This is a genomic window from Brevundimonas diminuta, assembly GCF_022654015.1.
Classification (GTDB): domain Bacteria; phylum Pseudomonadota; class Alphaproteobacteria; order Caulobacterales; family Caulobacteraceae; genus Brevundimonas; species Brevundimonas diminuta_C.
The window spans coordinates 362,972-386,975 of record NZ_CP073063.1 but is presented as its reverse complement, the minus strand read 5'-3'; the positions used below and the strand labels follow the sequence as shown (position 1 = coordinate 386,975).

Here is a 24,004-nt window from a genome sequence, read left to right as displayed (position 1 = left end):
TCAGCCCGCCGCGCCCGTCGATTGGCGCCGCTGGCCGAAGGTGGGCGCCGCCGCCTTCTGCTCAGCCCAATAATCCGCGCCCGTCGTCGGCTTGAACATGGTGCGCGGCGAGCCGTTGCGGGCCACGACGGCGAAGGTGTTGGTCGAGGCCTGATAGATCAGGGTGTCGCCATTGGGCCGTTTGACGGTCTCGGCGTCGGCGGGCGGACTGGCGGTGAAGGCCTTCACCTTGGCGATATAGTCCTGGGGCGTTCGGGCGTCGAAGTCCGCGCCATTGCGCGCGAAGAGACGGGCCGTCTTGGCGTCGATCGTCTCGGTGCGGGTTACCGTCAGACCCGGCTTAATCTCTTGCGTCGTGGTCGTCTCGATCGTGTCGGACACAAGACCGGCCTTTGGCGCCGCCTCGGTCGTCCGATCCCGCGTCTCGACCGCCGAGCTGTTGTCGCAGCCGGCAAGCGCCAGCAGACCGCACAGAACCAGCGCGGCCCCTCCCCTCGTCAGCGTTCTCATTCTTCCCTCCAGATACCCGCTGGGCGCGACGAAAGCACAACTTTGTTGTTCGTGCAATGTTCTCGTCTCGACGGCGTCACGCGCGGCGGCTAGACCGTGGGCATGGACAATCGCCCCCTTTCGAACCGCAAGATCCTGCTGATCGTCGGCGGCGGCATCGCGGCCTATAAGGCGCTGGAGCTGGTGCGGCTGATCGCCAAGGCGGGCGGGCGGACGCGCGTGATCCTGACGGAATCCGGAGCCGAGTTCGTCACGCCCCTGTCGCTGGCGGCGCTGAGCGGGCATCCGGTGCGGTCAGGGCTGTTCCACCCAGACGACGAGACCAGCATGGGCCATATCGAGCTGTCGCGCTGGGCCGATCTGGTGGTGGTGGCGCCGGCGACGGCGGGGCTGATCGCCAAGGCGGCGAACGGCCTGGCCGACGACCTGGCCTCGACCACTCTGATCGCCACGGACAAGCGAGTGCTGCTGGCGCCGGCGATGAATGTGCGGATGTGGGAACATCCGGCGGTCCAGGCCAATATGGAGCGGTTGAAGGCCTTTCCGGGCTTCCACGGCGTCGCGGTGGTGGGGCCGGACGACGGCGAGATGGCCTGCGGCGAATACGGGCCGGGGCGCATGGCGGAACCCGCCGCGATCCTGGAGGCCATCGAAGGGCTGCTGGCGGGTGCGGCGGAGCGACCGCTCCAGGGACGCAAGGCCGTGGTCACGGCCGGCCCGACGTTCGAACCGATCGATCCGGTGCGGGGCCTGACCAATCGCTCCAGCGGCAAACAGGGCTACGCCATCGCCGCCGCCCTGGCCGAGCTGGGGGCCGAGGTGACGCTGGTGTCGGGGCCGACGGCGCTGGCGGCCCCGACCGGCGTGACGCGGATCGATGTGGAGAGCGCGCTGGAGATGCAGGCGGCGACGCAGGGCGCCCTTCCCGCCGATATCGCCGTGCTGTCGGCCGCCGTCGCCGACTGGCGCATCGACACCATCGCCGGCGGCAAGATCAAGAAGGGACCCGGCGGCCCGCCGACCCTGGCCCTGATCGAAAACCCCGACATCCTGGCCGGCGTCGCCGCGCCCGGTCCGAACCGCCCGGCCCTGGTCATCGGCTTCGCCGCCGAGACGACGGATCTCGAGGCCAATGCGCGCGCCAAGCTGTCGAGGAAGGGCTGCGACTGGATCCTGGGCAACGATGTGTCGGACGACGTGTTCGGATCGGACGGCAACGCCGTGCTGCTGGTCACCGCCGATCGGACCGAGACTTGGCCGCGCCAGTCCAAGACCGCCATCGCCCGGGCCGTCGCCGCCCGCATCGCCGATCATTTCAAGGCCCCCGAATGACTGAAACCGCCATCCAGATCCTGCGCCTGCCGCATTCCGAAGGCCTGCCCCTGCCCGCTTATGAGACGGCAGGGTCGGCGGGCATGGACCTGCGCGCCGCCGTGCCGGAGGATCAGCCGATGACCCTGGCGCCGGGCCAGCGGGCGCTGGTGCCGACGGGGCTGAAGATCGCCCTGCCGCTGGGGTATGAGGCCCAAGTGCGGGCGCGCTCGGGACTAGCGTTGAAACACGGCATCATCTGCCCCAATGCGCCGGGCACGATCGACAGCGACTATCGCGGCGAGTGCGGCGTGATCCTGGCCAATATCGGCGACGAACCCTTCGTCATCCGCCGCGGCGAACGCATCGCCCAGCTGGTGATCGCCCGGCATGAGCGGGCGGACTGGATCGAGGTCGAAACGCTGGACGAAACCGCACGCGGGACGGGCGGTTTCGGATCGACGGGTCGCTGACGCCCTAAACCAGAGGCGCGGTCGGCTGGATCAGGCTGGCCTTGCGGCGGATGTGTTCGCGCCAGGCGGTGTAGAGGCCGCTGCTGGCGATCAGGGCGGCGCCGGCCAGGGTGGTGAGGGTGGGCGTCGCGGCCATCAGCCACCAGCCGAAGACGATGGCGCCGACGATCTGGAGATAGTCGAAGGGCGCGACTACGGCGACCGGAGCCTTTTGCAGCGAGGCGGTCATGAACAGTTGCGCCAGGCCGCCAGCGACGCCCGATCCGATCAGCAGGCCGAAGGTGCCGAGCGCGTGCCAATGGCCGACGAAGGGCAGCAGGATCGCCCCCACGACCGAACAGGCGACGAAGAACCAGAACACGATGGCGGCGACGTGTTCTGTGTCGCGCAGCTGGCGCAGAGTGATGGTCACGCCGGCCGTCAGCACCGCCCCGATCAGGGCGAAGGCCACGCCGGCCAGCGGCAGCACCGAATGGCCGACGCCCGGCCGCATGACGACGATCACGCCGATGAAGCCGACCGCGACGGCAGCCCAGCGGCGCGGGCCGACCGCCTCCTTCAGCACGAAGAAGGACAGGATGGTGGCGAAGATCGGGGCGGTGAAGCTGAGGGTCGTCGCGTCGGCGAGAGGCAGCAGCGTCAGCGTCTGAAACAGGCACAGGATGGCCGCGACGCCCAGGGCGCTGCGTCCCAGATGAGCCAGGGGGCGGCGCGTCGACAGGGCCGACAGCCCGCCCGGCTGGGTCAGCACCCAGGCCAGCACCACCGGCAGGCCGAAGACGGCGCGGTAGAACAGCATTTCCGGCGCCGCCACGCCGTCCTGCGACGCCAGCTTCAACGTCGCCGTCATGATCGAGAAACAGCCGGCGGCGGCGATGCGCAGAAGAATGCCGCGGACGACGTCCTCGCCCGCGGCTTTCGATGGATCAGGCGAGGGCCGCGCGGCGGCGACCATGTCGCGCGCTTAGGCCTGGCCGGTTTCGACCGGCTGCTGGGCGATCTGCTGCTGACGCGCGATGTAGATGGCGGCGAAGTCGATCGGGTCCAGCTGGAACGGGGGGTAGAAACCGCCGTCGGCCGTGGCGCCCGAGATGATCTCGCGCGCGAACGGGAACAGATAGCGCGGGCATTCGATCAGCAGCAGCGGCTCGATGTCCTGCTCCTGGACATTGGCCAGCTGGAACAGGCCGCCATAGACCAGTTCGACGTGGAAGACGGGCTGGTTCTCGTGCGTCGCCTTGATCGACAGCTTCAGGTCCAGTTCGAACAGGCCGTCGGGGCGGCCCTGGGCGGCCATTTCAACGCCCAGGTCGATCGCGGGCTTGCCGTCGATGCGCAGGGATTCCGGGGCGCGCGGGTTCTCGAACGAGAAGTCGCGGACGTATTGCGCCAGGATGCGGAAGCCGGGACCGGCGGGCTGGCCCTGTTGGGCGTCGCCTTGCTGGGGCTGTTCGGCGGGAGGGGCGGCGTCGGTCATGAAACGGTCTTTGGCGCAGTTTGGGGCCGATGAGGCCGGAATGAGGCGCCGCGACTACCATGCCGGGACGCTTGGCCGCAACGTCGCGCGCGCGATTGAGGGCGCGCTTCGCCTTGCCTCACCCTATATGAGCCCGTAATCACGCCAGACTAAGTGTTTGGCGCACCCGTCGTTCGCTACAGGAATCTCCTCTTGAACATGCCGGTTCAGTTCCAGGTCGTCGTCTTCGCCTTCATCGCAGCCTTCGTGCTGTTCCAGCTCTACAATGTGCTGGGCAAGCGGGTGGGCCGTCAGCCGCAGGAAGACGCCAAGATCGCGCCGCCCGGCCCGGCCCAGGCCGAGACGCCCAAGGTCGCGGCGATCGACCCGGCGACCCTGGCCTCGATCGCCAGCCTGAAGGCGCGCGATCCGGCGTTCGACCCGGCCCGTTTCCTGGACGGGGCGCGCCAGGCCTATGAGACCATCGTGCGCGGCTACGCCGCCGGCGACCGGGCCGCGCTGAAGCCGTTGCTGAAGCCGAACGTCTTCGCCTCGTTCGAGACCGGCATCGCAGCGCGCGAGACGCGCGGAGAGACCGAGACGGTCGAGTTCCTGTATCCGCCCCGGGCCGATCTGGAAGGCGCAGTGGCCGAGGGCGACAAGGCCGTGGCCAAGGTCCGTTTCCTGGCCGAACTGCGCAGCCGGGTGACCAAGGCCTCGGGCGAAACGGCGGACGCGACGACGGGCGAGCCGCTGGTCGAGGAACGCCGCACGGCCGAACACTGGACCTTCGAACGCACCCTGGGCGCGACGGACCCGAACTGGGTCCTGGCGCGCGTCGAGCCGGCCAACGCCTGATGGCGGTTCGGGGCCGGTCGGGCGGACTGGCGACGCTGACGGCCGCCCTGGCTGTCGCCGCCTGTTCGACCGGGCCGATGACGCCGACGGGGACGACGGGGCCGCAGACAGGGCCGATCCCCTATACGCCCTCGCCCAATCCGACCCCGCCTCCCGCGCCGTCCGACGCCCTGAGCCCCGCCGTGCTGCCGGGCTGGGGCCAGGAAGACCATCTGGCCGCCTTCCGGGCCTATGTGGACGGGTGCGGCGCAGCGCGTGACGAGGCCGCACGCCGGCTCTGCGGACGCGCCAAGGCCATGACGACGACGATGGCGATCACGCCGTCACAGGCGCGCGCCTTCTTCGAGGCCAGCTTCAGCGCGATCCCGGCCCAGACGCCGGACGGGCGACCGGGGCTGCTGACCTCCTATTTCGCCCCCGAGTATCCGGCGCGGCGACGGCCGGACGCCGAATTCTCGGCCCCCGTCCTGCCCAAGCCCGCCAATCCACGCGCCGCCGGCGACCGGGCCTATATCGAATCCGCCGCACGGCCGGAGCAGGCCCTGGCCTGGATGCGGGCCGAGGACCTGTTCTTTCTGCAGATCCAGGGGTCGGGCTATCTGACGTTCGAGGACGGCACGCGCGGCCGCGCCGCCTATGCCGCCGACAACGGCAAGCCGTTCGTGGGCATCGCCCGACCGATGGCGCAGCAGGGGCTGTTGCTTCAAAACGGCACCTCCGGCGACGCGATCCGGGACTGGCTGGCCAGCCATAGGGGCTATGAGGCGCAGGCGGTCATGGCGCTGAACCCGCGCTACATCTTCTTCCGGCTGGACCCTGACGATGACGGCCATCCGGCGGGGGCGGCGGGCGTGCCTCTGACCGAGCGGCGGGCCATCGCGGTCGATCCGGCGCACTGGCGCTATGGCGAACTGGTCTGGCTGGAGGCCGACGGGGGCGATCTGCGCGGCGCCACGGCCAGCTATCGCGGTCTGGCCATGGCGTTGGACACCGGATCGGCCATTCGCGGACCGGTGCGCGCGGACCTCTATATGGGGCGCGGCGACCGCGCGGGCGCCGAGGCCGGGACCGTGCGCCATCCTTTGCGGATGTGGCGGCTGGTCCCGAAGGGCTAGACCCCTGCCCGTCTAGGCCAGGTCTTCGATCTCGTCTTCGGTCAGTTCGCCGGGGACGATGGTGACGGGCAGTTTGCGGCCGCCGATCTGCGCGCCCTGTTTGATGATGGCCGAGACCAGCGGGCCGGGGCCGCGCGAGCTGGTTCCGGCGGCCAGGACCAGGATCTTGATCTCAGGGTCGGCGGCGACGACCTTCTTGATCGCGGCCTGGGCCTCGCCCTTTTCGATCAGGAAGACCGGCGCGGCGCCGGAACGGGTCTGCGCCTCCTCGCCCAGGCGGTTCAGCAGGATTTCCGCCTCCTGGCGCTGCTGGCGTTCGATTTCCTCGCGCACGCCCGACCAGTGGGCGTCGCTGTCGGTCGGCAGGACGCGCAGCATGACCACGCGCCCGCCCGTCGATTTCGCCCGGCGCGAGGCGAACCGCAGGGCGGCCTCGAACTCCGGACTGTCGTCGACGACGACGAGGAACTTTCTCGGCATTGCGGCCTCCCCAGCCTGATCAGCGGCTGAAGAGGCCGTGCGACGACGGCTTCGTCAAGCGGAGCGTCCATATAGCGTGCTCAAGTAGGCCGAAAGGCCGATAGCACACCTCAGGAACTCACCGCCGCCGTCGCCAGATCGCGGATCGTGGCGTTGGCGATGGTCAGTTTGGCGAAGGTCCAGCCTGAGCCGGACTGTTCGATCTCGTCCACCGAAGCGCGCACGCCCTCGACCGTCGCCTGTTTGGAGCCAATCCAGGCGTCCACGGCGGCCTCGGCCGCGTCCTCGCTGACGCCGACCGACGGATCGGAGGCGCGCGCGACGGCGCGGGTCAGGGCCGCCTGCTCGTTCATCAGATCCTCGATCAGACGACGGACGGCGAGACGATCGAAATGATCCGCAGACGGAATGGAGCCGGCGGCGGCGCGCAGACGGTCGAAGTCGAAGGCGGCTCCGACCTGGTGATACAGGCGCGCCATGGCCGCGACCGGCCAGTTCGCCTCCTGCGCCAGGTCTCCGATGTCGGAGGCAGCGACGAGGGGGCGCATGATGGCGATGCTGCGGGTCAGATCCTCAGGCGCGCCGTGGTCGGCAAAGCGTTTGACGCGCGCATCCAGACGCCCCTGTTCGAAGCGCGACAGGACCGGCGCGCCCTCGGCCTGCAAGGCGTCGGCGATCGGGCGGTAGCGGTCGATCAGGGCCTGAACCGACAGACCGCCCTTGGCGCGGCGGGCCAGCCAGAAGGTCTGGCGACGCAGGACGACGGCGATTTCCTGATAGAGGGCGATCTGCGCCTCGGCAGAGATCTTCAGGTCCAGGGCCGACACGGCGTCCCAGGCCTCGTCCAGACGGAAGACGCGGCGCGCGGCCTCGAAGGCGATGATCAGGGCGGTAGTGTCGCATTCCGCCGAGCCGCGCAGGCGGTCGGGGAAGGTCGGGCCGCACATGTTGACGACTTCGTTGGCCATGACGGTGGCGATGATCTCGCGCCGCAGACGGTGGCTCTTCATCTCCGGCTCGAACCGGGCCAGGGCCTCGGGGAAGTAGCGGACCAGGATCTGTTCGAAGAAGGGATCCTCTGGCGCTTGCGAGGCGACGATGTCGTCCGACAGCTCCAGCTTGGCGTAGGCCATCAGGACGGCCAGCTCAGGCCGGGCCAGCGGAATACCCGCCATCATCAGCTCCTTGACGCGGGCGTCGTTGGGCAGGCCTTCGACCTTGCGGTCCAGCTTTCCGCGCGCCGACAGGCTCTGCATGAACCGCTGCTGGGCGTCCAGGGCGCCGATGCCCTCAGCCTGTTGCAGGGTCAGGGCCAGGGTCTGGTCGTAGTTGTGGGCCAGCACCTTGAGGCCGACCTCGTCGGTCATGGAGGCCAGAAGTGGCGTGCGCTCCTCAGCCGGCAGGACGCCGTTGGTCACGGCCGAGCCGACCAGGATCTTGATGTTGACCTCGTGGTCGGAAGTGTCGACCCCGGCGGAGTTGTCGATGGCGTCGGTGTTGATGCGACCGCCGGCCTGACCGAAGGCGATGCGCCCCGCCTGGGTGAAGCCCAGGTTTGCGCCCTCGCCCACCACCTTGACCCGCAGTTCGTCGGCGTTGATGCGCAGGGCGTCGGTGCCCTTGTCCCCGACCTGGGCGTCGGTTTCGGCCGCCGATTTCACATAGGTGCCGATGCCGCCCAGATAGAGCAGTTCGACCGGCGCCTTCAGGATGGCGCGGATCAGGCTGACCGGGTCCAGTTCGTCCTCGGCGATGTCCAGGACCGCCTTGATCTGCGGCGTCAGCTGGATCGACTTGGCCGAGCGCGAGAAGACGCCGCCGCCCTCCGAGATCAGAGCCTTGTCATAGTCCTGCCAGGACGAGCGCGGCAGGTCGAACAGACGCTTGCGTTCGGTCCAACTGGTCACATGATCCGGGTTCGGATCAATGAAGATGTCGCGGTGATCGAAGGCGGCGACCAAGCGCGTCGCCTTGGACAGAAGGACGCCGTTGCCGAAGACGTCGCCGGACATGTCGCCGACGCCGACCATGGTGAAGGGCTGGGTCTGGATGTCCTTGCCCATTTCGCGGAAGTGGCGCTTGACCGCCTCCCACGCGCCGCGGGCGGTGATGCCCATGGCCTTGTGGTCATAGCCGATGGAGCCGCCCGAGGCGAAGGCGTCGCCCAGCCAGAAGCCGTAGGAGGCCGAGACGCCGTTGGCGATGTCGGAGAAGGTCGCCGTGCCCTTGTCGGCGGCCACGACCAGATAGGGGTCGTCGCCTTCCCAGGCGATGACATTGGCCGGATGGGTCACCGAACCGTCGGAGGCGATATTGTCGGTGATGTCCAGAAGGCCGGACAGGAAGGTGCGATAGGCGCGGATGGCCTCGCCCTGAATGGCCTCGCGGTCCGTCGTGCGGGGCAGTTGCTTGGGATAGAAGCCGCCCTTGGAGCCGACCGGCACGATGACCGCGTTCTTCACCTGCTGCGCCTTGACCAGGCCCAGCACCTCGGTGCGGAAGTCGTCGCGACGGTCCGACCAGCGCAGACCGCCGCGCGCGACGGGACCAAAGCGCAGGTGCACGCCCTCGACGTGCGGCGCCCAGACGAAGATTTCGCGATAGGGTTTGGGCAGGGGCAGGTCGTCCAGTTCGCGCGAGGCGATCTTGATCGAAATGTGCGGCTTGGGCTGACCGTCGGCGTCCAGCTGGAAATAGTTGGTGCGCTTGATCGCGCCGATCAGGGCGGCGATGCGGCGCAGGGCTCGGTCGTGATCCAGACTCTTCACGTCCTGCAGCAGGGTGACGATCTTGGCGTCCAGCTCGGCGACGGCCGGCGCGCGGTCGTCGGCGGTGCCGCCTTCAGGCGCGAACTTGGCCTTGAACAGCGACAGCAGGGCGCGCGCCACGTCGGGGTATTCGCGCAGGGCCTCTTCCTGCACCGTCTGGGAGGGGTCGAGACCCGTCTGCTGGCGATAGTGGGCCAGGGTGCGGATCAGGGCGGCGTCGCGCCATTCCACGCCCAGTTCGATCACCAGACGGTTGAAGCCGTCGCTTTCGTTGCGGCCGGTCCAGACGGCGGCGAAGGCGTCCTCGAACGGGCCCTTCACGTCATCGAAGACCAGCGCCTCGCCGCGCGGATCCTCCATCAGGAACTCGTGGACGTGGATTTCCTCTTCGCCCAGCGGGCGGATCGGATAGCCGTATTCCTCCAGCGTCTTCAGACCCATATCAGCCAGGATCGGCAGGACGTCGGACAGGGGAACGGCCGGGCCGCGACGATAGAGTTTGAAGCGGAACTGCAGTCGGCTGTCGTCCGGCGTGCGGAAGGCGCGCACGGCGACGGCCTTGCCTTCGCCCGGCAGACCGGTCTCGTTCAGCCGGTTCACATACTGCAGGTCGGTCGCGGCCTCGTCGGCGTCATAGCGATCGCGATAGGCGGCGCCGAAAGCCTTGGCCCACTGGGCGCTGAGCGGACCGACGGCGACTTCCTCGACGCCCGAGCGGCGCAGGGCGCCTTCGAAACGATCGACCCAGCCTCGACCGGCCTCGGCGACGTCGGCCTCCAGCTGGGCGGCGTCCGGGATTGGGTGGGCGCCGGGCTCGACGCCGATGATGTAGTGGATGCGCACCAGGGGCGCGTCGGACAGCTCCGGATACCAGGCCGAGATGCGGCCGCCCCAGGCGCGGGCGATGATCTGGCCGATGCGTTCGCGCACGGCGGAATCGAACTTCTCGCGCGGAATGAAGCACAGGACCGAGACGAAGCGGTCGAACGGATCCTGGCGCGAGAACAGACGGATGCGCGGCCGGTCGTAGAGGTGAAGGATGCCCAGGGCGATGGACAGCAGCTCGTCCTCGCTGACCTGAAACAGCTCGTCGCGCGGATAATTCTCAAGGATGTTCTTGAGGCGTTTCTCATTGTGGCTGCCGGGCGCCTTGTCGGCGCGGGCCAGGGCGTTGGCCACCTTGCGACGGAGCAGCGGCACTTCGGTCGCCAGCTGATCGTAGGCTTCCGACGTGAACAGGCCGACGAACCGGGTCTCGCCCGTCGCCTTGCCGTCCGGGCCGTAACGCTTGACCCCGACATAATCCATGTAGGCGCGACGGTGGACGCGCGAGCGGGCGTTGGCCTTGGCCACCGTCACCGGTTCGCTGAGGTCCAGTTGGCGACGCATCTGGCGCGTCAGGACGGCGGGTTCCGACGCGCGACGCAGCACCGTGCGCTCAGGATCGGCCAGGATCCCCATGCCGTCGGTGGACAGGCCCAACGGCGCCTCGGCCTCATAGTCGCCGTCGGCGTTCAGCGGATAGTCGTAGTCGCGCGCGCCTAGGAAGACGAAATGGTCGCTCTTCAGCCATTTCAGGAAGGCGATGTTCTCGGCCAGGACGGCGGGATCGACCGGGGGCGGAGTCTCTTCCAGTCGCTGCACGGCCTGACGCATCAGAGACGTCATGGCGTCATGATCGGCGACGGCGGCGTGAACGTCCGACAGGCTCTGGGCCAGGCCTTCGCCCAGGGCGTCGCGACGCTCCTGCGGCACGCTGTCGATGACCAGCATGATGATCGACAGGCGGCGGCCGTCCAGTTCAACCACCGGGTGGAACAGGGCGCGCACGGACACGGCGGCCTCGGCCAGGGCGCCCATGACGCTGTCGACCAGGAAGGGCGCGTCGGACTGGACGATACGCACCAGATCGTAATCCAGAACCCTTTCCGACGCGCCGTGTAGCGGGCCGACGGTGATGGCGGGAGCGGCCGCGTCGGTCGGATAGGCCTTGGCGGCGATCCAGGAGGCGGCGAGCAGGGCGGCCAGATCCTCGCCGCTGAGCTCGGGCGTCTCATCGGCCGAATAGTCTTCGTGCGCCTGGGTCAGATAGGTCTGTTCGACTGCGCCGGGCCCAGTCCCCGCGATCTTGGCGAAGGCCGCCTCCAGCGCGGCCTTGGTGATCGGCTGAACGGGTTGGCGCAGATCGTGGGCGGTCATGGACGAGCAGTCTCGAACGACGCGGCAGGGCCGCAAGGGATGCGGCGCGACGGGGCGCCACCCTCGCTGACTAGGCCAGGTCCGATCGCTCGGGAAGCCCCCGGCGACCGTTCATTGTAATGATCAGTGATCAGGTTGGAATTATTGTGCAGCGCCACAAAGCAGAAAGCCGCCGGACTGGGGGAGTCCGGCGGCCTGCGCGAGCGGCGCCTGGAGGGGAGGGGAGGGTGCCGGCTTCGCTTCGCTGCGGTTCGGAGGGGGAGTGTCCCGCAGCGTCGAAATCGGAAATGGGAAGCCGCCTGCGCCGTTCAAGAGCGCATCGGGCGGAATCTTTCGCGACATTTTGGCGCCTCTGGTTGGCGCCTCTGGGCGCCGATGAAGACGTCGGCGAATGCGGGCGACAACGGATTCCGATGCTATGCGTTAGGAGGGGTCAACGGTGAAGCTGGAGGACCCGATTACATGCGCCGCTTTTTAATGGGTTCGATCGTGGCGGCCGTGGTCGGCCTGCTGCTCGCCGGCGCCGGATACTGGGCCTATTGGAACTTCTACTCGCGGTTCCAGCCGGTCACAATCAGCCGCAATCAGGCCGAGGTGCAGCAACTGCTGGACGAGGCGTCCTGGGTGTCGGACGGCAGCGGGGGGCAGGCCCTCTATATCGTCACCTATCGCGACAGCGCTTCAGCCCTGCGTTACGCGCGCGACGAGGCGCCCAAGCTGAAGGCGGCGGGGATCGAGACGCGCTACATCCTGTTCGCCCGCCCCGATCTGGAGGGTGCGGCGCAATCGACGGCGGCGGAGCGGGCGACGGTCGCGGAGCTGTGGCTGACGCGGGACTGGCCGCTTTACCAGCGCTGGATGGCGACGCCGGCGAACAGCTGGACCGCCGCCGGCGTGCCGCAGGCGGATGGCAATCTGGCGCGCACCGCCGTGGTGGAGGCCGGCCGTCGTTTCAACGAGCGGCTGAGCCAGCTGCTCAAGGAGTCCGGCGTCGACATCAGCTATCCGCTGATCCTGTGGCGCGACAAGCAGGGCTTCCTGAAGGCCTGCGGCTGTTCGGACCGGCAGGCCTGGGCCTTCATCCGCGACGATGTCGGCGCGCCCGACCGGTTGGGCCAGTCCGACACGGGACCGATCGCGCCCGATGAAGCGGCGCCGGCGCAGGACGCCCGCCCCGCGGCCATGCCCTATCCGGACCTGCCGGCGATTCCGCCAGTCGATGCGCCGGCAGCGGGGACCGCGCCGGCGCCGGCTTCGCCTCAAGCCCGCCCGGCAACCCCGCCCGGATCGAACCGACCGGCGACGCCGCCGCGCACGGCCCCGGCGCCCAGCAAGCAGGACGACACGACCTTCTACTGATCAGAGGGATCGGCAGGCCGCGATCAGGCGATCGACATCCTCGGCGTCCTGATACAGGCCGAAGCCGAAGCGGATGACGTCGTCGCGCACGTCGGTGACGATGTTCGCCGCCCGCAGACCCGCGCACCAGGCCTGGGCGTCGGGATGACGCAAGGCGAGGAAACGGGCGCGCGGCGCATCGCCCTCGACGGGATTGAGGATTTCGGCCTGAGACAACACCCCGGCCTGTCCACCCTGAACGGCATGCTGGAACCTGGTTGCCAGATCGCGCGCATGGGCGGCGATGGCGGCGGTGTCGAGCCCCTGCTGATCCAGCATTCGGCGCACGGCGTTGAAGCGATACAGCGGCGTGCAGTCGAAGGTGGCGCCCCAGAAGCGACCGCCGTCGCTGCGGTACTGAACGCCGCCGGGCGGACCCGACAGGTCGCCGAACTCCGCGAACCAGCCGGTGACGACAGGACGCGGGCAGAAGCCGGGCGGGGCGTGCAGGAAGCAGACGCCCTCGCCCGACATGGCGTATTTGTAGCCGCCAGAGACATAGAAGACCTGGTCCGCCACCGCCGACAGGTCGGTCGGGGTCGCCATGAAGCCGTGATAGCCGTCGATCAGCACCCAGGGCCCTTCGGGTCTCGCCAGGGCGGCGAGCTCCTCGATCCGGTCGAACAGGCCCCCGGTGCGGAAGAAGACCTGGCTGACGACGATCCAGTCGAAACCGCCCCTCGACGCCTCGGCGACGAAGCGATCGGCGAAGGTTTCGAAGGGCGCCAGTGGAACGCGCGTGACCACCGCCGCCCCGACCTCTTCCCACCGTTCCGCCTGGCGACGGAAGGAGTGGAACTCGCCGTCGGTCGCCAGAATGCGAACCGGCTTGGTCTCCACGCCCGAAAACACACGCAGCAGGAAGTCGTGGGTGTTGGACGAAAAGACGATGCTGTCGGGCGAGGGCAGGCCCAGTTCGGCCGCGACATGGGCCTGGGCCTCGGGGATCACCTGACCGAAGACGAGGTCCCACTTGTGGTCGGCATGCAGATTGGCGTCGAGCCAGGTCTGTTGCTGCGCCTCGAAACTGGCGTCGGGCCACAGGTGATGGCTATGCGCGGCGAAATGCAGCCGACCGGGCGCCGCCGACAGGGCGCGGGAGAAGAGGGACTTGTAGGTCATCCCTCTTCTTTAGGACATCTCACTCAGCGCTCAAGCAGCGAGCCGAAGCGCGGCGAGCGAGAGCGCCGCGCGGTGGCTCGCCTCTTAAACGAGAGCCCCGTGGCAGTGTTTGAACTTGCGGCCCGAGCCGCAGGGGCAGGGGGAGTTGCGGCCGGTCATTTCCCAGCCGGGCGGCAGAGCCTCGACGGGCAGTTTGGAGCGGTCGTCGCCGATCAGCGTGCCTTCGGGGTTCTGGGCCGACGGATTGGCCATCTCGTTCTCGCCGGTGCCGGGGTTCAGGTGGATTTCCTGGAACTCAGGCAGTTCGGGCGGCGCCTGGAAGCGGAACTCCACCGTCATCAGCCAGCGGGTCACATTGTGGCGCAGGTCGTAGAGCAGGTTCTCGAACAGGGAGAAGGCTTCGGTCTTGTATTCGTTCAGCGGGTCACGCTGGCCGTAGCCGCGCAGGCCGATGACGCCGCGCAGGTGGTCCAGATGGACCAGGTGCTCGCGCCACTGCATGTCGATCATCTGCAGCATGAATTGCTTTTCCAGACCGCGCGTCTGTTCGGCCCCGATCATCTCCAGACGTTCGGCGGCGCGCGCATCGGCGGCGGCCAGCAGCCGCTCCTCGATCTCCTCGTTCGACACGCCTTCCTCGGCGGCCCAGTCGTGCAGCGGCAGCTCAAGACCCAGGGTCGAGCGGACCTTTTCGTCCAGGCCGTCGATGTCCCACTGCTCGGCATAGGCCTTGGGCGGCATGTAGCGTTCGACCAGGTCCGACACGACGTCGCGGCGGAAGTCGCCGACCAGTTCGGACAGATCCTCGGAGTCCATGAACTCCTGGCGCTGCTCGAACACGGCCTTGCGCTGGTCGTTCACGACGTCGTCGTATTTCAGCAGATTCTTGCGGATGTCGTAGTTGCGGGTCTCGACGCGCTTCTGGGCGGTCTCGATGGCGCGGTTCAGCCAGGGGTGGGTGATCGCCTCGCCCTCCGCCACGCCGAAGGTCTTCATGATCGAGTCGAGGCGGTCGCCGGCAAAGATGCGCAGCAGGTCGTCCTCGCAGGACAGGTAGAATTTGGAGGTGCCGGGGTCGCCCTGACGGCCGGTGCGGCCGCGCAGCTGGTTGTCGATGCGGCGGCTCTCGTGGCGCTCGGTGCCCAGAACGAACAGGCCGCCGGCGGCCAGCGCCTTTTCTTTCTGGACGGCGATCTCGGCCTTGAACTCGGCCTCCTTGGCCGCTTCCATTTCCGGCGTGACCTCGACGGCCATGTTGCGCTGTTCAAGTAACCACTTCTGCATCTTCATCTCGAGGTTGCCCCCGAGCTGAATGTCGGTGCCGCGGCCGGCCATGTTGGTGGCGATGGTCACCACGCCCGGCAGGCCGGCGTCGGCGACGATGTAGGCTTCCTGCTCGTGCTGGCGCGCGTTCAGGACGCTGTGCGGGATGCCGCGCAGCTTGGTTTCGTAGGTGATGTTATAGGCGGCGTCGCCGATCTTCTCGGCTTCCTTGGCCTTGCCCGCATATTCCGGCTTCAGCGTGCGCGCGGTCTCGACATTGTATTCGAAGCGGTTCAGCAGGTCCGACAGCTGTTCCGAACGCTCGATCGACACGGTGCCGACCAGGATCGGCTGACCGGCAAGGTGGCATTCGGCGATCTGGCGCGCGATGGCCTGGTTCTTCTCGGCGTGGGTCCGATAGACCTCGTCGTCATAATCCTTGCGCTGGATCGGCCGGTTGGTCGGCACTTCCAGCACGTCCATCTTGTAGATGTCGCCGAATTCCTGGGCCTCGGTCGCGGCCGTGCCGGTCATGCCCGACAGCTTTTCATACAGGCGGAAGTAGTTCTGGATCGTCACCGAGGCCAAGGTTTGGTTCTCGGGCTGGATTTTGACGTCTTCCTTGGCCTCGATGGCCTGGTGCAGACCTTCGGACAGGCGGCGGCCGGTCATCATACGGCCGGTGAACTCGTCGATCAGGACGATCTCGCCGCCCTTGATGATATAGTCCTTGTCACGCTGATACAGGGTGTTGGCGCGCAGGGCCTGGTTGGCGTGGTGGACCAGGCTGATGTTGGCGGCGTCGTAAAGGCCGGTGGTGTCGGCGGCGAAATGACCGCCGGCCTCCAGGGCCTCTTCCATCCGCTCGGAGCCCAGCTCGGTCAGCAGGACCTGCTTCTGCTTCTCGTCGAGCTCGAAGGTGTCCTTGTCCTTGATCAGGTCTTTGATCAGGCCGTCGAGGATCTTGTAGAGATCCGAACGGTCCTCGGTCGGGCCCGAGATGATCAGAGGCGTGCGCGCCTCGTCGATCAGGATGGAGTCGACCTCGTCGACGATGGCGAAGTTGTGCGGACGCTGCACCATCTCGCGCCGGTCATAGACCAGGTTGTCGCGCAGATAGTCGAAGCCGAATTCGTTGTTGGTGCCGTAGGTGACGTCGGCGTTATAGGCCTGCTGTCGTTGGCCCTGGCTGAGTCCGTTGACGATGACGCCGACCTCAAGACCCAGGAAGCGATAGACCTTGCCCATCGTCTCGGCGTCGCGGCGGGCCAGGTAGTCGTTGACGGTGATGACGTGCACGCCCTTGCCGGGCAGGGCGTTCAGATAGACCGGGGCCACGGCTACCAGAGTCTTGCCTTCGCCGGTCCGCATCTCGGCGATGCCGCCTTCGTGCAGGATCATGCCGCCGGCCAGCTGAACGTCGTACTGACGCTGGCCCAGCACGCGCTTGGAGGCTTCGCGCACGACGGCGAAGGCTTCGGGCAGGATCTTGTCCAGGGTTTCGCCGTTCGCCAGCCGATCACGGAAGGCGTCGGTCATCATCCGCAGCTCGTCGTCGGACAGGGCGGCGAACTTGGGCTCCAGCGCATTGATGCGCTGTGCGTGGTCCTGGAAGGCCTTGACCTTGCGGTCGTTGGAAGAGCCGAAAAGTTTCTTGGCGAAGCCGAGCATATTGGATCCGGTAAGCGGTCGAGCGTCTGCGAGCTGAGCGGCTCTGAAATCCCGTGAGGGGCGGCGATACGGACGCCGTGAGAGAGGCCCAGACCGATCGCAGCCCCGGAGCGCCGCATCAGGCGCGCGCGAAGGGCCGCGCAGACGATCAAAACCCCTCGACTTGGGCGCAGGCGGGACTTAAGCACCGGCCTAACCCCTGTCAACGCGAGGGGCTTTCGGCCGCCTTCGACGGAGCGCCCCCTTGACCCCCTTCCGGCGATCTTCACGCATTCTGACGGCGGCCTTGCTGACGGCGACGCTTTCGACCGCCGCCTGTTCGCGCGGCGGCGACAACCGGCCGCCCGAACAGGGCGACCAGGCCGTGGCCACAGTGCAGGATGAGACCATCTGGGCCTCGGACGTGAAGCGCGAGGCGGTGGCGCAAGGCCTGATCGGCGAGGACGAGACGCTGGATGTGACGTCGGATCTCTTCCGCCGGGTGCTGGACGAGGTGATCGATCAAAAGCTGCTGGCCGGAGAGGCGCAGCGGCGTCGACTGGATTCCTCGCCTCTGGCGCAGCGGCGTCTGGAAGCGACGCGCGAACGCATCCTGGGCGACATGCTGGTCGAGAGCGTGGTCAACAAGGCCGTCTCGGACCAGGCGGTGCAGACCCTGTATAATGAGCAGTTGCGGCTGGCGAAGACCTCGGAAGAGATCCGCGTGCGGCTGATCCTGTCGCGCACCAAGCCCGAGGCGGATGCCGTGATCGGCATTCTGGGCCAGGGCGCCGGCTTCGAGGCGGTGGCGGCGGAGCGGTCGATCGACGAGGCGACACGGTTTTCCGGCGGCGACCTGGGCTATTCGACGCTGGACGTGATGCCACAAGCCTATGCCGACGCCCTGCGCGACAAGCCGGCCGGTGCGACCGTTGGGCCGTTCCAGACCGAGGGCGGCTGGGCCGTTCTGAGGGTCGAGGACCGGCGCAAGGAAAACCCGCCGACGCTGGAACAGGCCCGACCGCAGATCGTGCGCTATCTGACCTATGAGGGCGTTCGGCAACTGCTGGAACAACTGCGCGGCAAGGCCCAGGTGGATGTGCGCCTGCCCGCCCAAACGCCGCCCGCATCGCCTGCTCCTTCCGCTCCTCCGGGCGCCTGACATGACCAAGCCTCCCTCCACGACCGGCCAGAAGATCGAGCATGCGTTCGAAAAGGCGCTGGACCCGTTCGCCACGGCGCTGAAGCGCGCAACCCGCACGCCGGGATCGGATGCGGCGCCGGCCGCCGCGACTGCGCCCGCCGCCGCCGGCAAGCCCGGCCTGGCCATCTCGCCCCTGGCCGTGCCGTTCCCGACCATTCCGCCGATCGGCGGGGTCGAGATCGCGACCGCGCGCGCCGGCTTCTACAAGCATGAGCGCGACGACCTGGTGGTGTTCCGGTTCGCGCGCGGGACCAGCTGCGCCGGGGTCTTCACCCGCCACAAGATCGGGTCGGCGCCCGTCGATTGGTGCAAGAAGCATCTGGCCGGGGCCGAGGGCGGCAAGGATGTGCGCGCCCTGGTGATCAACGCCGGATGCGCCAATGCCTTCACGGGCAAGGCCGGCGCGGACGCCGCGCGGCGAACGGCCTCGGAGGTCGCCAAACGGTTCGGCTGTCGCCAGCGCGACGTCATGCTGGCCTCGACCGGTGTGATCGGGGTGGTGCTGGACGATAAGAAGATCGTCGCCAAACTGCCTGAAATCGAGAACGGGCTGGAGGCGGACGCCTGGGCCCGGGCGGGTCGCGGCATCATGACCACCGACACCTTCCCCAAGGGCTCCTACGCCGAGGCCGAGATCGAGGGCTACAAGGTCCGGATCGCCGGCATCGCCAAGGGATCGGGCATGATCGCGCCGGACATGGCGACCATGCTGGCCTTCATCGTCACCGATGCGGACATCCATCCGAACGTGCTGCAGGCGCTGCTGGGCCTGCATGTGCGCACCACCTTCAACAGCGTGACGGTGGATGGCGACACCTCGACCAACGACACGGCCCTGCTGTTCGCCACCGGAACCTCGGGCGCGCCGCGCATCGGGCGGGTCGGCGATCGCCGGCTGAAGAGCTTCTCGGCCGCCCTGGACAAGGTGATGCTGGACCTGGCCCACCAGCTGGTGCGCGACGGCGAGGGCGCGACCAAGTTCGTCAAAGTCACGGTCGACGGCGCCGCCAGCCCGGCCTCGGCCCGCAAGCTGGCCAAGTCCATCGCCGACAGCCCCCTGGTCAAGACCGCCATCGCCGGTCAGGACGCCAACTGGGGCCGCGTCGTCATGGCGGTGGGCAAGACCGAGGAACCGGTCGACCGAGACCGTCTGGCCATCAAGTTCGGTCCGCACCAGGCCGCCGTCGACGGCGCCCCATCCCCGACCTACGACGAGGCCAAGATGACCGCCTATATGAAGAACCCCGAGATCGACATCACCGTCGAAGTAGGTTCGGGCCGGGCGTCGGCGACCGTGTGGACCTGCGATTTGACCAAGGGCTACATCGAGATCAACGGCGATTATCGCTCGTGACCGCTGCGTCGCTTCCTACCGTCCTGGTCGTCGCCGTCGCCCTGATCGATGTGGATGGGCGGGTGCTGATTGCCAAACGTCTCGAGGGCAAGAAGCTGGCCGGCCTGTGGGAGTTTCCGGGTGGCAAGGTGGAGCCCGGAGAGCGGCCGGAACAGGCCCTGATCCGCGAGCTAAAGGAAGAGCTGGGCATCGACGTCAGCGAAAACTGTCTGTCGCCGTTCGTTTTCGCCAGTCACGCTTACGATTCGTTTCACCTGTTGATGCCATTGTATCTGTGCCGACGGTGGGACGGCGTGGTCACGGCGCGTGAACACGACGGCCTGGCCTGGGTGAAGCCGAGCAAACTTTCGGACTATCCCATGCCGCCGGCGGACGAACCTCTGGTCGCCTGGTTGCGCGACCTGCTCTGACCACCGCCGACCAGGGAGGCCGGCCATGCGACGTCTTATCGGCCGGTTCCTGCGCAATGAGAGCGGGGCCACAGCCATTGAATACGGCCTGCTCTGCGCCCTGATCTTCCTGGCGATCGTGACTTCGATCAGCGCCCTGGCGAACAGCCAGAACGGCGGCCTGGCCGCCACGGTGAACAAGCTGAGCGCCGCCATACAGGCCGCGATCAGCTAGTCCTGCTCTTCGCCGGTCATTTCCTTGACGCCCAGGGCATCGGCCAGCCGCGTCTTGGCCGAGCCGCGCGGCAGGGGCTTCTGCTGGCTGTCGTGGGGTTTCCAGCCGGCCAGGTGAATGATCTCGAAGGTCGCCGGGATGCGGCCGTCGTCGAGACCGTATCGCTCGGCATAGAGGGCGGCGGCGCGCGCCACGATGCGGCGGCTTAAGGGTCGAACGGGCCCGTACAGCACATTGGTCTCGCCCATGGCGCGCAGGTCGCGGATCAGGGCGAACAGGTCGGCGTAGCGGACGGTGAAGCGGTCCACGTCCGATACTGGAAGGGCGAACCCGGCGCGCTGCAACAGGGCCGCCCCGTCATAGCCGTCGGCGAAGGGCGAGACGCGCGCCTGGGCGCCGCCGCGCTCTTCCAATTCGACCTCGGTCAGAACGGCGCGAAGTTCTTTCAACGTGCCCGCGCCGAACAGCGTGCCGATGAACAGACCGTCCGGTTTCAACGCGCGCCGGATCTGGGCCAGGGCGCCGGGCAGGTCGTTGGCCCAGTGAAGGGTCAAAAGGGAGACGATCAGATCGGTCGAGGCGTCGGCCAGCGGCAAAGCGTCCGCCCCCGGCGCTGCGCGTTGGGCCAGAGAGACGGGCGTCTGGACGGGGCCGACCCGTCCAGCGGCGTCGCTTGACCGAACCGCCGCATCGAACACGCCTGGATGGGCAGACAGATCGACCGCAACGGGAAAATCGCGCAATATGGCTTCCAGGCTCTCGGCGGCGTTGGCGGCGGCGCGGGCATGCAGGAAGTCGGCCTGGGGGAACTGGGCGGCGGACCGCGCCAGCCGCGCCTGACGTCGCACGGCGTCGAAGATGCGCGGGGGGCCGTCGGAAGAGGATTGGGGGGCGGTCATGGACGCACAGGATGGGGGCTGGCGACGCGCCTGGGAAGAGGCGGGGCGTCACTTGCGCGGAGCGGGGCGGGGACTGGCCGACTTGATCCTGCCGCCGATGGCGCACGACAGCCGGGAGGCGACGGCTGCGGCCGGCCTGACGCCCGACGCCTGGAGCCGGATCAAATTTCTGGAGGCGCCGGTCTGCGACGGCTGCGGGGCGGCCTTCGACTTTGACGGCGGCGCCTTCGCCGAGGATCGCTGCGCCGCCTGTATCGCCAAGCCCTATGCGTTTGAGCGGGCGCGTGCGGCATGCCTGTATGACGAGGCGTCGCGCGGCCTGATCCTGAGGTTCAAGCACGGGGACCAGCAGCAGTTCGCGCCCCTGTTCGCGCGATGGATCGGGCGCGCTGCGGCCGATCTGGTTGAAGACGCGGACGTGATCCTGCCCGTGCCGCTGCATCGGTTTCGCCTGTTGTCGCGACGGTTCAATCAGGCGGCCGAGATCGCCCGGCCGCTGGCCCGGCACGCCGGCCGCGACTATCTGCCCGACGCGCTGGTCCGCACGACCCACACGACCAGCCAGGGCGGCAAGAGCCAGCGCGGACGGCGGCTGAACGTCAAGAAGGCCTTCGCCGTGACGGAGGCGGGCCGGCGTCGGATTCGGGGACGACGCATCCTTCTGATCGACGATGTGTTGACCACGGGCGCGACCGGAGAGGCCTGCGCGCGCGCCCTGATCGACGCCGGAGCGCGCGCCGTGGATCTCGCCGTCATCGCGCGGGTGCGAAACGCCCGTGAACTTATTATGTAGGCCCTAGCGCTCGCCGCGCGGCGGTTCGCTGCTTTAGGGCGCCCTCATTTCTGGAGATCTGAATTTGGCCGACGTCGTCATCTACACCAAGCCTGGCTGCCCCTACTGCTTCAGCGCCATGTCGCTGCTGAAGAAGAAGGGCGTGGACTATACGGAGATCGTCGCCTCCAACGATCCCGACAAGAAGGCCGAGATGGTCGAGAAGTCGGGCGGCCGCATGACATTCCCGCAGATCTTCATCGACGGCCAGCACGTCGGCGGTTCCGACGACATCCACGCACTGGATCGCGACGGCAAGCTGGACGGACTTCTGGCCGCCTGATCCATGAGCAGCGGGCTCGACATCGCCCTGATCCAGACGCGCACGCCGGCGAGCGCGCAGGCGGCGCTGGCCCATGTCGAGCCCCTGATCCGCGAGGCGGCGTCGGGCGGGGCCAAGTTCGTCCTGACGCCCGAGGGGACCAATGTCCTGGAGCAACGCCGCGACAGGCGCGAGGCGGCGATCACGACCGAGGACGAGGACGCCGCCGTTCTGGGTCTGCGTCGTCTGGCGGCGGAGCTGGGTGTCTGGCTGCTGATCGGTTCGGCTATCGTCCGGTCGGGCCAGGCGGGAGACGGCCGCGCCGCCAATCGGTCGCTGCTGATCGATGGGTCGGGCGGGATCGTGGCCCGATACGACAAGCTGCATGTCTTCGACGTGAACCTGCCCAATGGCGAGACCTATCGCGAAAGCGCGACGGTGAGGCCCGGCGACGGGGCGGCGGTGGCGGATACGCCCTGGGGTCGGCTGGGTCTGACCATCTGCTACGACATCCGCTTTCCCCATCTGCATCGCCAACTGGCCAAGGCCGGGGCGTCGATGATCGCCGTGCCAGCCGCCTTCACCGCCCCGACGGGGGAGGCGCATTGGGAAACCCTGTTGCGCGCCCGCGCCATCGAGACGGGCGCCTTCATCCTGGCCCCGGCGCAGGGCGGACGGCACGAGGACGGCCGTCGCACCTGGGGGCGATCCACCGTCGTCGGACCCTGGGGCGAGATCATCGCCAAGGCGGATCACGACGAGCCTTGCATCGTGCGTGCGAAACTGGACATGGAGGCCGTGGCCAGGGCGCGCGCCGCCGTGCCCAGCTTAACCCACGATCGCGATTTCCTGCCTGCCGTTTGACGCCCCATGATCCGCTACGCCCTGAAATGCGACCAGGCCCACGCCTTTGAAGCCTGGTTCGGCTCCTCGACCGACTATGACGACCAGGCGGCGCGGGGGCTGGTGGAATGCCCATTCTGCAGTTCGCACGCGGTCGAAAAGGCGATCATGGCCCCGGCCGTCAGCGGCGCTCGCAAGGCCGATCCCGCCACTGACGTCGCCGCCAAGATGCAGACGATGATGATGGCCGCCGCTCGCGAGGTGCGCGCCCATGTCGAGGCCAATTTCGACTATGTCGGCGACGCCTTCGCCCGCGAGGCCCGCGACATCCACGAGGGCCGGTCCGAGAAGCGCGAAATCTATGGCGAGGCCACGCCCGCCGAGGTCAAGAAGCTGAAGGACGACGGGGTGCCGGTCTCGGCCCTGCCGGCTGCGCCCGTCGATCCGGCAAAGGTGAACTGATGCCTCTGCAATGGCGGCCCATGCGGCCGACGGACATCGATGCGGTGGTGGAGGTGGCGCGGCTTTCGTTTCCCGACCATTTCGAAGATCGCGCCTGTTTCCAGAACCGTCTGGCGCTTTATCCGCGCGGCTGTTTCGTGCTGGCGGATGGGGAGGGCGCCGCGCGGGGCTATCTGATCGCCTATCCGTGGAAAACCGAGAGCGCGCCGCCGCTGAACACGATGATCGAAGGCCTGCCGGCCCAGCCCGACCTGATCTATCTACACGATCTGGCCCTGCACCCTGAGGCGCGGGGCGGCGGCGTGACCGGCGCCATCGTCGAGCGTTTGGCCGAACAGGCGACGGAGGACGGTTGGACCGCCATCGCCCTGGTCGCGGTCAATGACGCGGTCGGCTTCTGGTCACGACACGGCTTCGTCGAGCAGCCCGCCGAGGCCATGGCGGCCAAGCTGGCCAGCTACGGCGCCGACGCCCGCTATATGCTGCGGCCGCTCTAGCGCCGATTGAGGGCGGTATGGCCGCCCGCACGCACGAAGTGCATGCGTTGGGGACGGGGCAGGGCGATATAGGCCCGGCGTCTCATTTCACGCTCGCAGACGCTGGCGTCGCCAAGACTGTCAGGCGTCAGAACCGCGCGATTGACGGCGCACCAGTCATGGCTGGCGGCGCGAATGCGGCCGGCCAGGATCATCGCCTCGCCGGGTCGAGCCATGTTCAACCCCTCGGCGTTCACATGCATGCCTGGCACCTCGCCCGCGGCCAGGGCGGCGGCAAGCGCGGCTGCGATCATCAAACCCATAATCATCTCCCCTTCGGAATGGGCCTGCGTCAGGCCCGTCGTGGGAAAGAGGCGTCCGTCGGCGGCGTCGGATGCGGCGTCGGGGATGAAATATCGGTAAGGCGTCGATCGGCGCGACGAAC

The 24,004-nt window shown here is 68.0% G+C and carries 23 protein-coding genes; 14 read left to right on the top strand and 9 right to left on the bottom strand.

The features are described from left to right. The gene (locus KAK88_RS01870; protein ID WP_242077644.1) at positions 1-510 is read right to left on the bottom strand and encodes an S-type pyocin family protein; all 510 of its coding nucleotides are present in this window, start codon (positions 508-510) and stop codon (positions 1-3) included. A 102-nt stretch (positions 511-612) separates the two neighbouring features. Here KAK88_RS01870 and coaBC point away from each other — a divergent pair, with 102 nt between their 5' ends. Next, a complete protein-coding gene (gene coaBC / locus KAK88_RS01865) occupies positions 613-1,842 on the top strand; it encodes a bifunctional phosphopantothenoylcysteine decarboxylase/phosphopantothenate--cysteine ligase CoaBC (protein ID WP_242077643.1) in 1,230 nt (409 codons plus the stop codon). Next, a complete protein-coding gene (gene dut / locus KAK88_RS01860) occupies positions 1,839-2,294 on the top strand; it encodes a dUTP diphosphatase (protein WP_242077642.1) in 456 nt (151 codons plus the stop codon). Before coaBC ends, dut begins: the two co-directional genes overlap by 4 nt. A gap of 4 nt (positions 2,295-2,298) precedes the next feature. Here dut and KAK88_RS01855 read toward each other — a convergent pair whose 3' ends face one another. Beyond that, the gene (locus KAK88_RS01855; RefSeq protein WP_242077641.1) at positions 2,299-3,249 is read right to left on the bottom strand and encodes a DMT family transporter; all 951 of its coding nucleotides are present in this window, start codon (positions 3,247-3,249) and stop codon (positions 2,299-2,301) included. 9 nt (positions 3,250-3,258) lie between these two features. Next, the gene (gene secB / locus KAK88_RS01850; protein ID WP_017505358.1) at positions 3,259-3,771 is read right to left on the bottom strand and encodes a protein-export chaperone SecB; all 513 of its coding nucleotides are present in this window, start codon (positions 3,769-3,771) and stop codon (positions 3,259-3,261) included. A 198-nt stretch (positions 3,772-3,969) separates the two neighbouring features. Here secB and timA point away from each other — a divergent pair, with 198 nt between their 5' ends. Beyond that, on the top strand, positions 3,970-4,608 hold the full coding sequence (timA, locus tag KAK88_RS01845; RefSeq protein ID WP_039246722.1) for a TIM44-related membrane protein TimA: 639 nt from the start codon (positions 3,970-3,972) through the stop codon (positions 4,606-4,608). Beyond that, complete coding sequence (locus KAK88_RS01840) at positions 4,608-5,723, top strand: MltA domain-containing protein (protein WP_242077640.1); 1,116 nt, start codon at positions 4,608-4,610, stop codon at positions 5,721-5,723. Before timA ends, KAK88_RS01840 begins: the two co-directional genes overlap by 1 nt. A gap of 12 nt (positions 5,724-5,735) precedes the next feature. Here the strand turns inward: KAK88_RS01840 and KAK88_RS01835 are convergent, their stop codons facing one another. Beyond that, complete coding sequence (locus KAK88_RS01835; protein WP_039246719.1) at positions 5,736-6,203, bottom strand: universal stress protein; 468 nt, start codon at positions 6,201-6,203, stop codon at positions 5,736-5,738. Between the two features lie 110 nt (positions 6,204-6,313). After that, positions 6,314-11,170 carry an NAD-glutamate dehydrogenase gene (locus KAK88_RS01830; RefSeq protein ID WP_242077639.1) on the bottom strand — a complete coding sequence of 1,619 codons (4,857 nt, stop codon included), beginning with the start codon at positions 11,168-11,170 and terminating at the stop codon, positions 6,314-6,316. Positions 11,171-11,632: 462 nt separating this feature from the next. On the opposite strand from KAK88_RS01830, the gene KAK88_RS01825 reads away from it, so the two are divergent. Then, positions 11,633-12,529 carry a hypothetical protein gene (locus KAK88_RS01825; protein WP_242077638.1) on the top strand — a complete coding sequence of 299 codons (897 nt, stop codon included), beginning with the start codon at positions 11,633-11,635 and terminating at the stop codon, positions 12,527-12,529. On the opposite strand, the gene KAK88_RS01820 is transcribed toward KAK88_RS01825, so the two are convergent. Further along, positions 12,530-13,690, bottom strand: a complete 1,161-nt coding sequence (locus tag KAK88_RS01820) for an aminotransferase class V-fold PLP-dependent enzyme (protein ID WP_242077637.1) — start codon at positions 13,688-13,690, stop codon at positions 12,530-12,532. 84 nt (positions 13,691-13,774) lie between these two features. Continuing rightward, positions 13,775-16,624 (bottom strand): preprotein translocase subunit SecA, encoded by a 2,850-nt coding sequence (secA, locus tag KAK88_RS01815; protein ID WP_242077636.1) that lies wholly within the window; start codon positions 16,622-16,624, stop codon positions 13,775-13,777. 244 nt (positions 16,625-16,868) lie between these two features. Here secA and KAK88_RS01810 point away from each other — a divergent pair, with 244 nt between their 5' ends. Genes KAK88_RS01810 through KAK88_RS01795 form a run of 4 tightly spaced genes read left to right on the top strand, consistent with a single transcriptional unit; the run spans position 16,869 to position 19,785 of the window. Further along, positions 16,869-17,765 (top strand): peptidylprolyl isomerase, encoded by an 897-nt coding sequence (locus tag KAK88_RS01810; protein WP_431307201.1) that lies wholly within the window; start codon positions 16,869-16,871, stop codon positions 17,763-17,765. A 1-nt stretch (position 17,766) separates the two neighbouring features. Beyond that, positions 17,767-19,161, top strand: coding sequence for a bifunctional glutamate N-acetyltransferase/amino-acid acetyltransferase ArgJ (argJ, locus tag KAK88_RS01805; protein WP_242077635.1), 1,395 nt, complete (start codon positions 17,767-17,769; stop codon positions 19,159-19,161). Then, positions 19,158-19,571 carry a (deoxy)nucleoside triphosphate pyrophosphohydrolase gene (locus tag KAK88_RS01800; protein ID WP_242077634.1) on the top strand — a complete coding sequence of 138 codons (414 nt, stop codon included), beginning with the start codon at positions 19,158-19,160 and terminating at the stop codon, positions 19,569-19,571. The genes argJ and KAK88_RS01800 overlap by 4 nt, the downstream gene beginning before the upstream one ends. 25 nt (positions 19,572-19,596) lie before the next feature. After that, positions 19,597-19,785 (top strand): Flp family type IVb pilin, encoded by a 189-nt coding sequence (locus KAK88_RS01795; RefSeq protein WP_039246696.1) that lies wholly within the window; start codon positions 19,597-19,599, stop codon positions 19,783-19,785. Here KAK88_RS01795 and KAK88_RS01790 read toward each other — a convergent pair. Further along, positions 19,782-20,684: a class I SAM-dependent methyltransferase gene (locus KAK88_RS01790; RefSeq protein ID WP_242077633.1), complete on the bottom strand. Its 903-nt coding sequence runs from the start codon at positions 20,682-20,684 to the stop codon at positions 19,782-19,784. The two genes, KAK88_RS01795 and KAK88_RS01790, sit on opposite strands and share 4 nt — an antisense overlap. Here KAK88_RS01790 and KAK88_RS01785 point away from each other — a divergent pair. The 5 genes from KAK88_RS01785 (at position 20,683) to KAK88_RS01765 (ending at position 23,580) form a co-directional block, all read left to right on the top strand. Beyond that, a complete protein-coding gene (locus KAK88_RS01785) occupies positions 20,683-21,477 on the top strand; it encodes a ComF family protein (RefSeq protein WP_242077632.1) in 795 nt (264 codons plus the stop codon). The two genes, KAK88_RS01790 and KAK88_RS01785, sit on opposite strands and share 2 nt — an antisense overlap. Positions 21,478-21,541: 64 nt before the next feature. Beyond that, positions 21,542-21,799, top strand: a complete 258-nt coding sequence (gene grxC / locus KAK88_RS01780) for a glutaredoxin 3 (protein WP_055755096.1) — start codon at positions 21,542-21,544, stop codon at positions 21,797-21,799. Positions 21,800-21,802: 3 nt separating this feature from the next. Then, positions 21,803-22,642, top strand: a complete 840-nt coding sequence (locus KAK88_RS01775; protein ID WP_242077631.1) for a carbon-nitrogen hydrolase family protein — start codon at positions 21,803-21,805, stop codon at positions 22,640-22,642. 6 nt (positions 22,643-22,648) lie between these two features. Continuing rightward, on the top strand, positions 22,649-23,083 hold the full coding sequence (locus KAK88_RS01770; RefSeq protein ID WP_242077630.1) for a DUF1178 family protein: 435 nt from the start codon (positions 22,649-22,651) through the stop codon (positions 23,081-23,083). Beyond that, positions 23,083-23,580 (top strand): GNAT family N-acetyltransferase, encoded by a 498-nt coding sequence (locus KAK88_RS01765; protein WP_242077629.1) that lies wholly within the window; start codon positions 23,083-23,085, stop codon positions 23,578-23,580. The genes KAK88_RS01770 and KAK88_RS01765 overlap by 1 nt, the downstream gene beginning before the upstream one ends. Here the strand turns inward: KAK88_RS01765 and KAK88_RS01760 are convergent. Further along, positions 23,577-23,882 (bottom strand): UrcA family protein, encoded by a 306-nt coding sequence (locus tag KAK88_RS01760; protein WP_242077628.1) that lies wholly within the window; start codon positions 23,880-23,882, stop codon positions 23,577-23,579. The genes KAK88_RS01765 and KAK88_RS01760 overlap by 4 nt on opposite strands. Between the last annotated feature and the right edge of the window lie 122 nt (positions 23,883-24,004).

Coding starts and splice junctions, on each gene's coding strand:
- secB (WP_017505358.1), bottom strand. CDS start 3,771: ATGACCGACGCCGCCCCTCCCGCCGAACAGCCCCAGCAAGGCGACGCC.
- KAK88_RS01870 (WP_242077644.1), bottom strand. CDS start 510: ATGAGAACGCTGACGAGGGGAGGGGCCGCGCTGGTTCTGTGCGGTCTG.
- KAK88_RS01785 (WP_242077632.1), top strand. CDS start 20,683: ATGGACGCACAGGATGGGGGCTGGCGACGCGCCTGGGAAGAGGCGGGG.
- coaBC (WP_242077643.1), top strand. CDS start 613: ATGGACAATCGCCCCCTTTCGAACCGCAAGATCCTGCTGATCGTCGGC.
- KAK88_RS01855 (WP_242077641.1), bottom strand. CDS start 3,249: ATGGTCGCCGCCGCGCGGCCCTCGCCTGATCCATCGAAAGCCGCGGGC.
- KAK88_RS01770 (WP_242077630.1), top strand. CDS start 22,649: ATGATCCGCTACGCCCTGAAATGCGACCAGGCCCACGCCTTTGAAGCC.
- KAK88_RS01840 (WP_242077640.1), top strand. CDS start 4,608: ATGGCGGTTCGGGGCCGGTCGGGCGGACTGGCGACGCTGACGGCCGCC.
- timA (WP_039246722.1), top strand. CDS start 3,970: ATGCCGGTTCAGTTCCAGGTCGTCGTCTTCGCCTTCATCGCAGCCTTC.
- KAK88_RS01790 (WP_242077633.1), bottom strand. CDS start 20,684: ATGACCGCCCCCCAATCCTCTTCCGACGGCCCCCCGCGCATCTTCGAC.
- KAK88_RS01795 (WP_039246696.1), top strand. CDS start 19,597: ATGCGACGTCTTATCGGCCGGTTCCTGCGCAATGAGAGCGGGGCCACA.
- KAK88_RS01830 (WP_242077639.1), bottom strand. CDS start 11,170: ATGACCGCCCACGATCTGCGCCAACCCGTTCAGCCGATCACCAAGGCC.
- KAK88_RS01820 (WP_242077637.1), bottom strand. CDS start 13,690: ATGACCTACAAGTCCCTCTTCTCCCGCGCCCTGTCGGCGGCGCCCGGT.
- KAK88_RS01775 (WP_242077631.1), top strand. CDS start 21,803: ATGAGCAGCGGGCTCGACATCGCCCTGATCCAGACGCGCACGCCGGCG.
- KAK88_RS01760 (WP_242077628.1), bottom strand. CDS start 23,882: ATGGGTTTGATGATCGCAGCCGCGCTTGCCGCCGCCCTGGCCGCGGGC.
- KAK88_RS01825 (WP_242077638.1), top strand. CDS start 11,633: ATGCGCCGCTTTTTAATGGGTTCGATCGTGGCGGCCGTGGTCGGCCTG.
- secA (WP_242077636.1), bottom strand. CDS start 16,624: ATGCTCGGCTTCGCCAAGAAACTTTTCGGCTCTTCCAACGACCGCAAG.
- KAK88_RS01765 (WP_242077629.1), top strand. CDS start 23,083: ATGCCTCTGCAATGGCGGCCCATGCGGCCGACGGACATCGATGCGGTG.
- dut (WP_242077642.1), top strand. CDS start 1,839: ATGACTGAAACCGCCATCCAGATCCTGCGCCTGCCGCATTCCGAAGGC.
- KAK88_RS01835 (WP_039246719.1), bottom strand. CDS start 6,203: ATGCCGAGAAAGTTCCTCGTCGTCGTCGACGACAGTCCGGAGTTCGAG.
- argJ (WP_242077635.1), top strand. CDS start 17,767: ATGACCAAGCCTCCCTCCACGACCGGCCAGAAGATCGAGCATGCGTTC.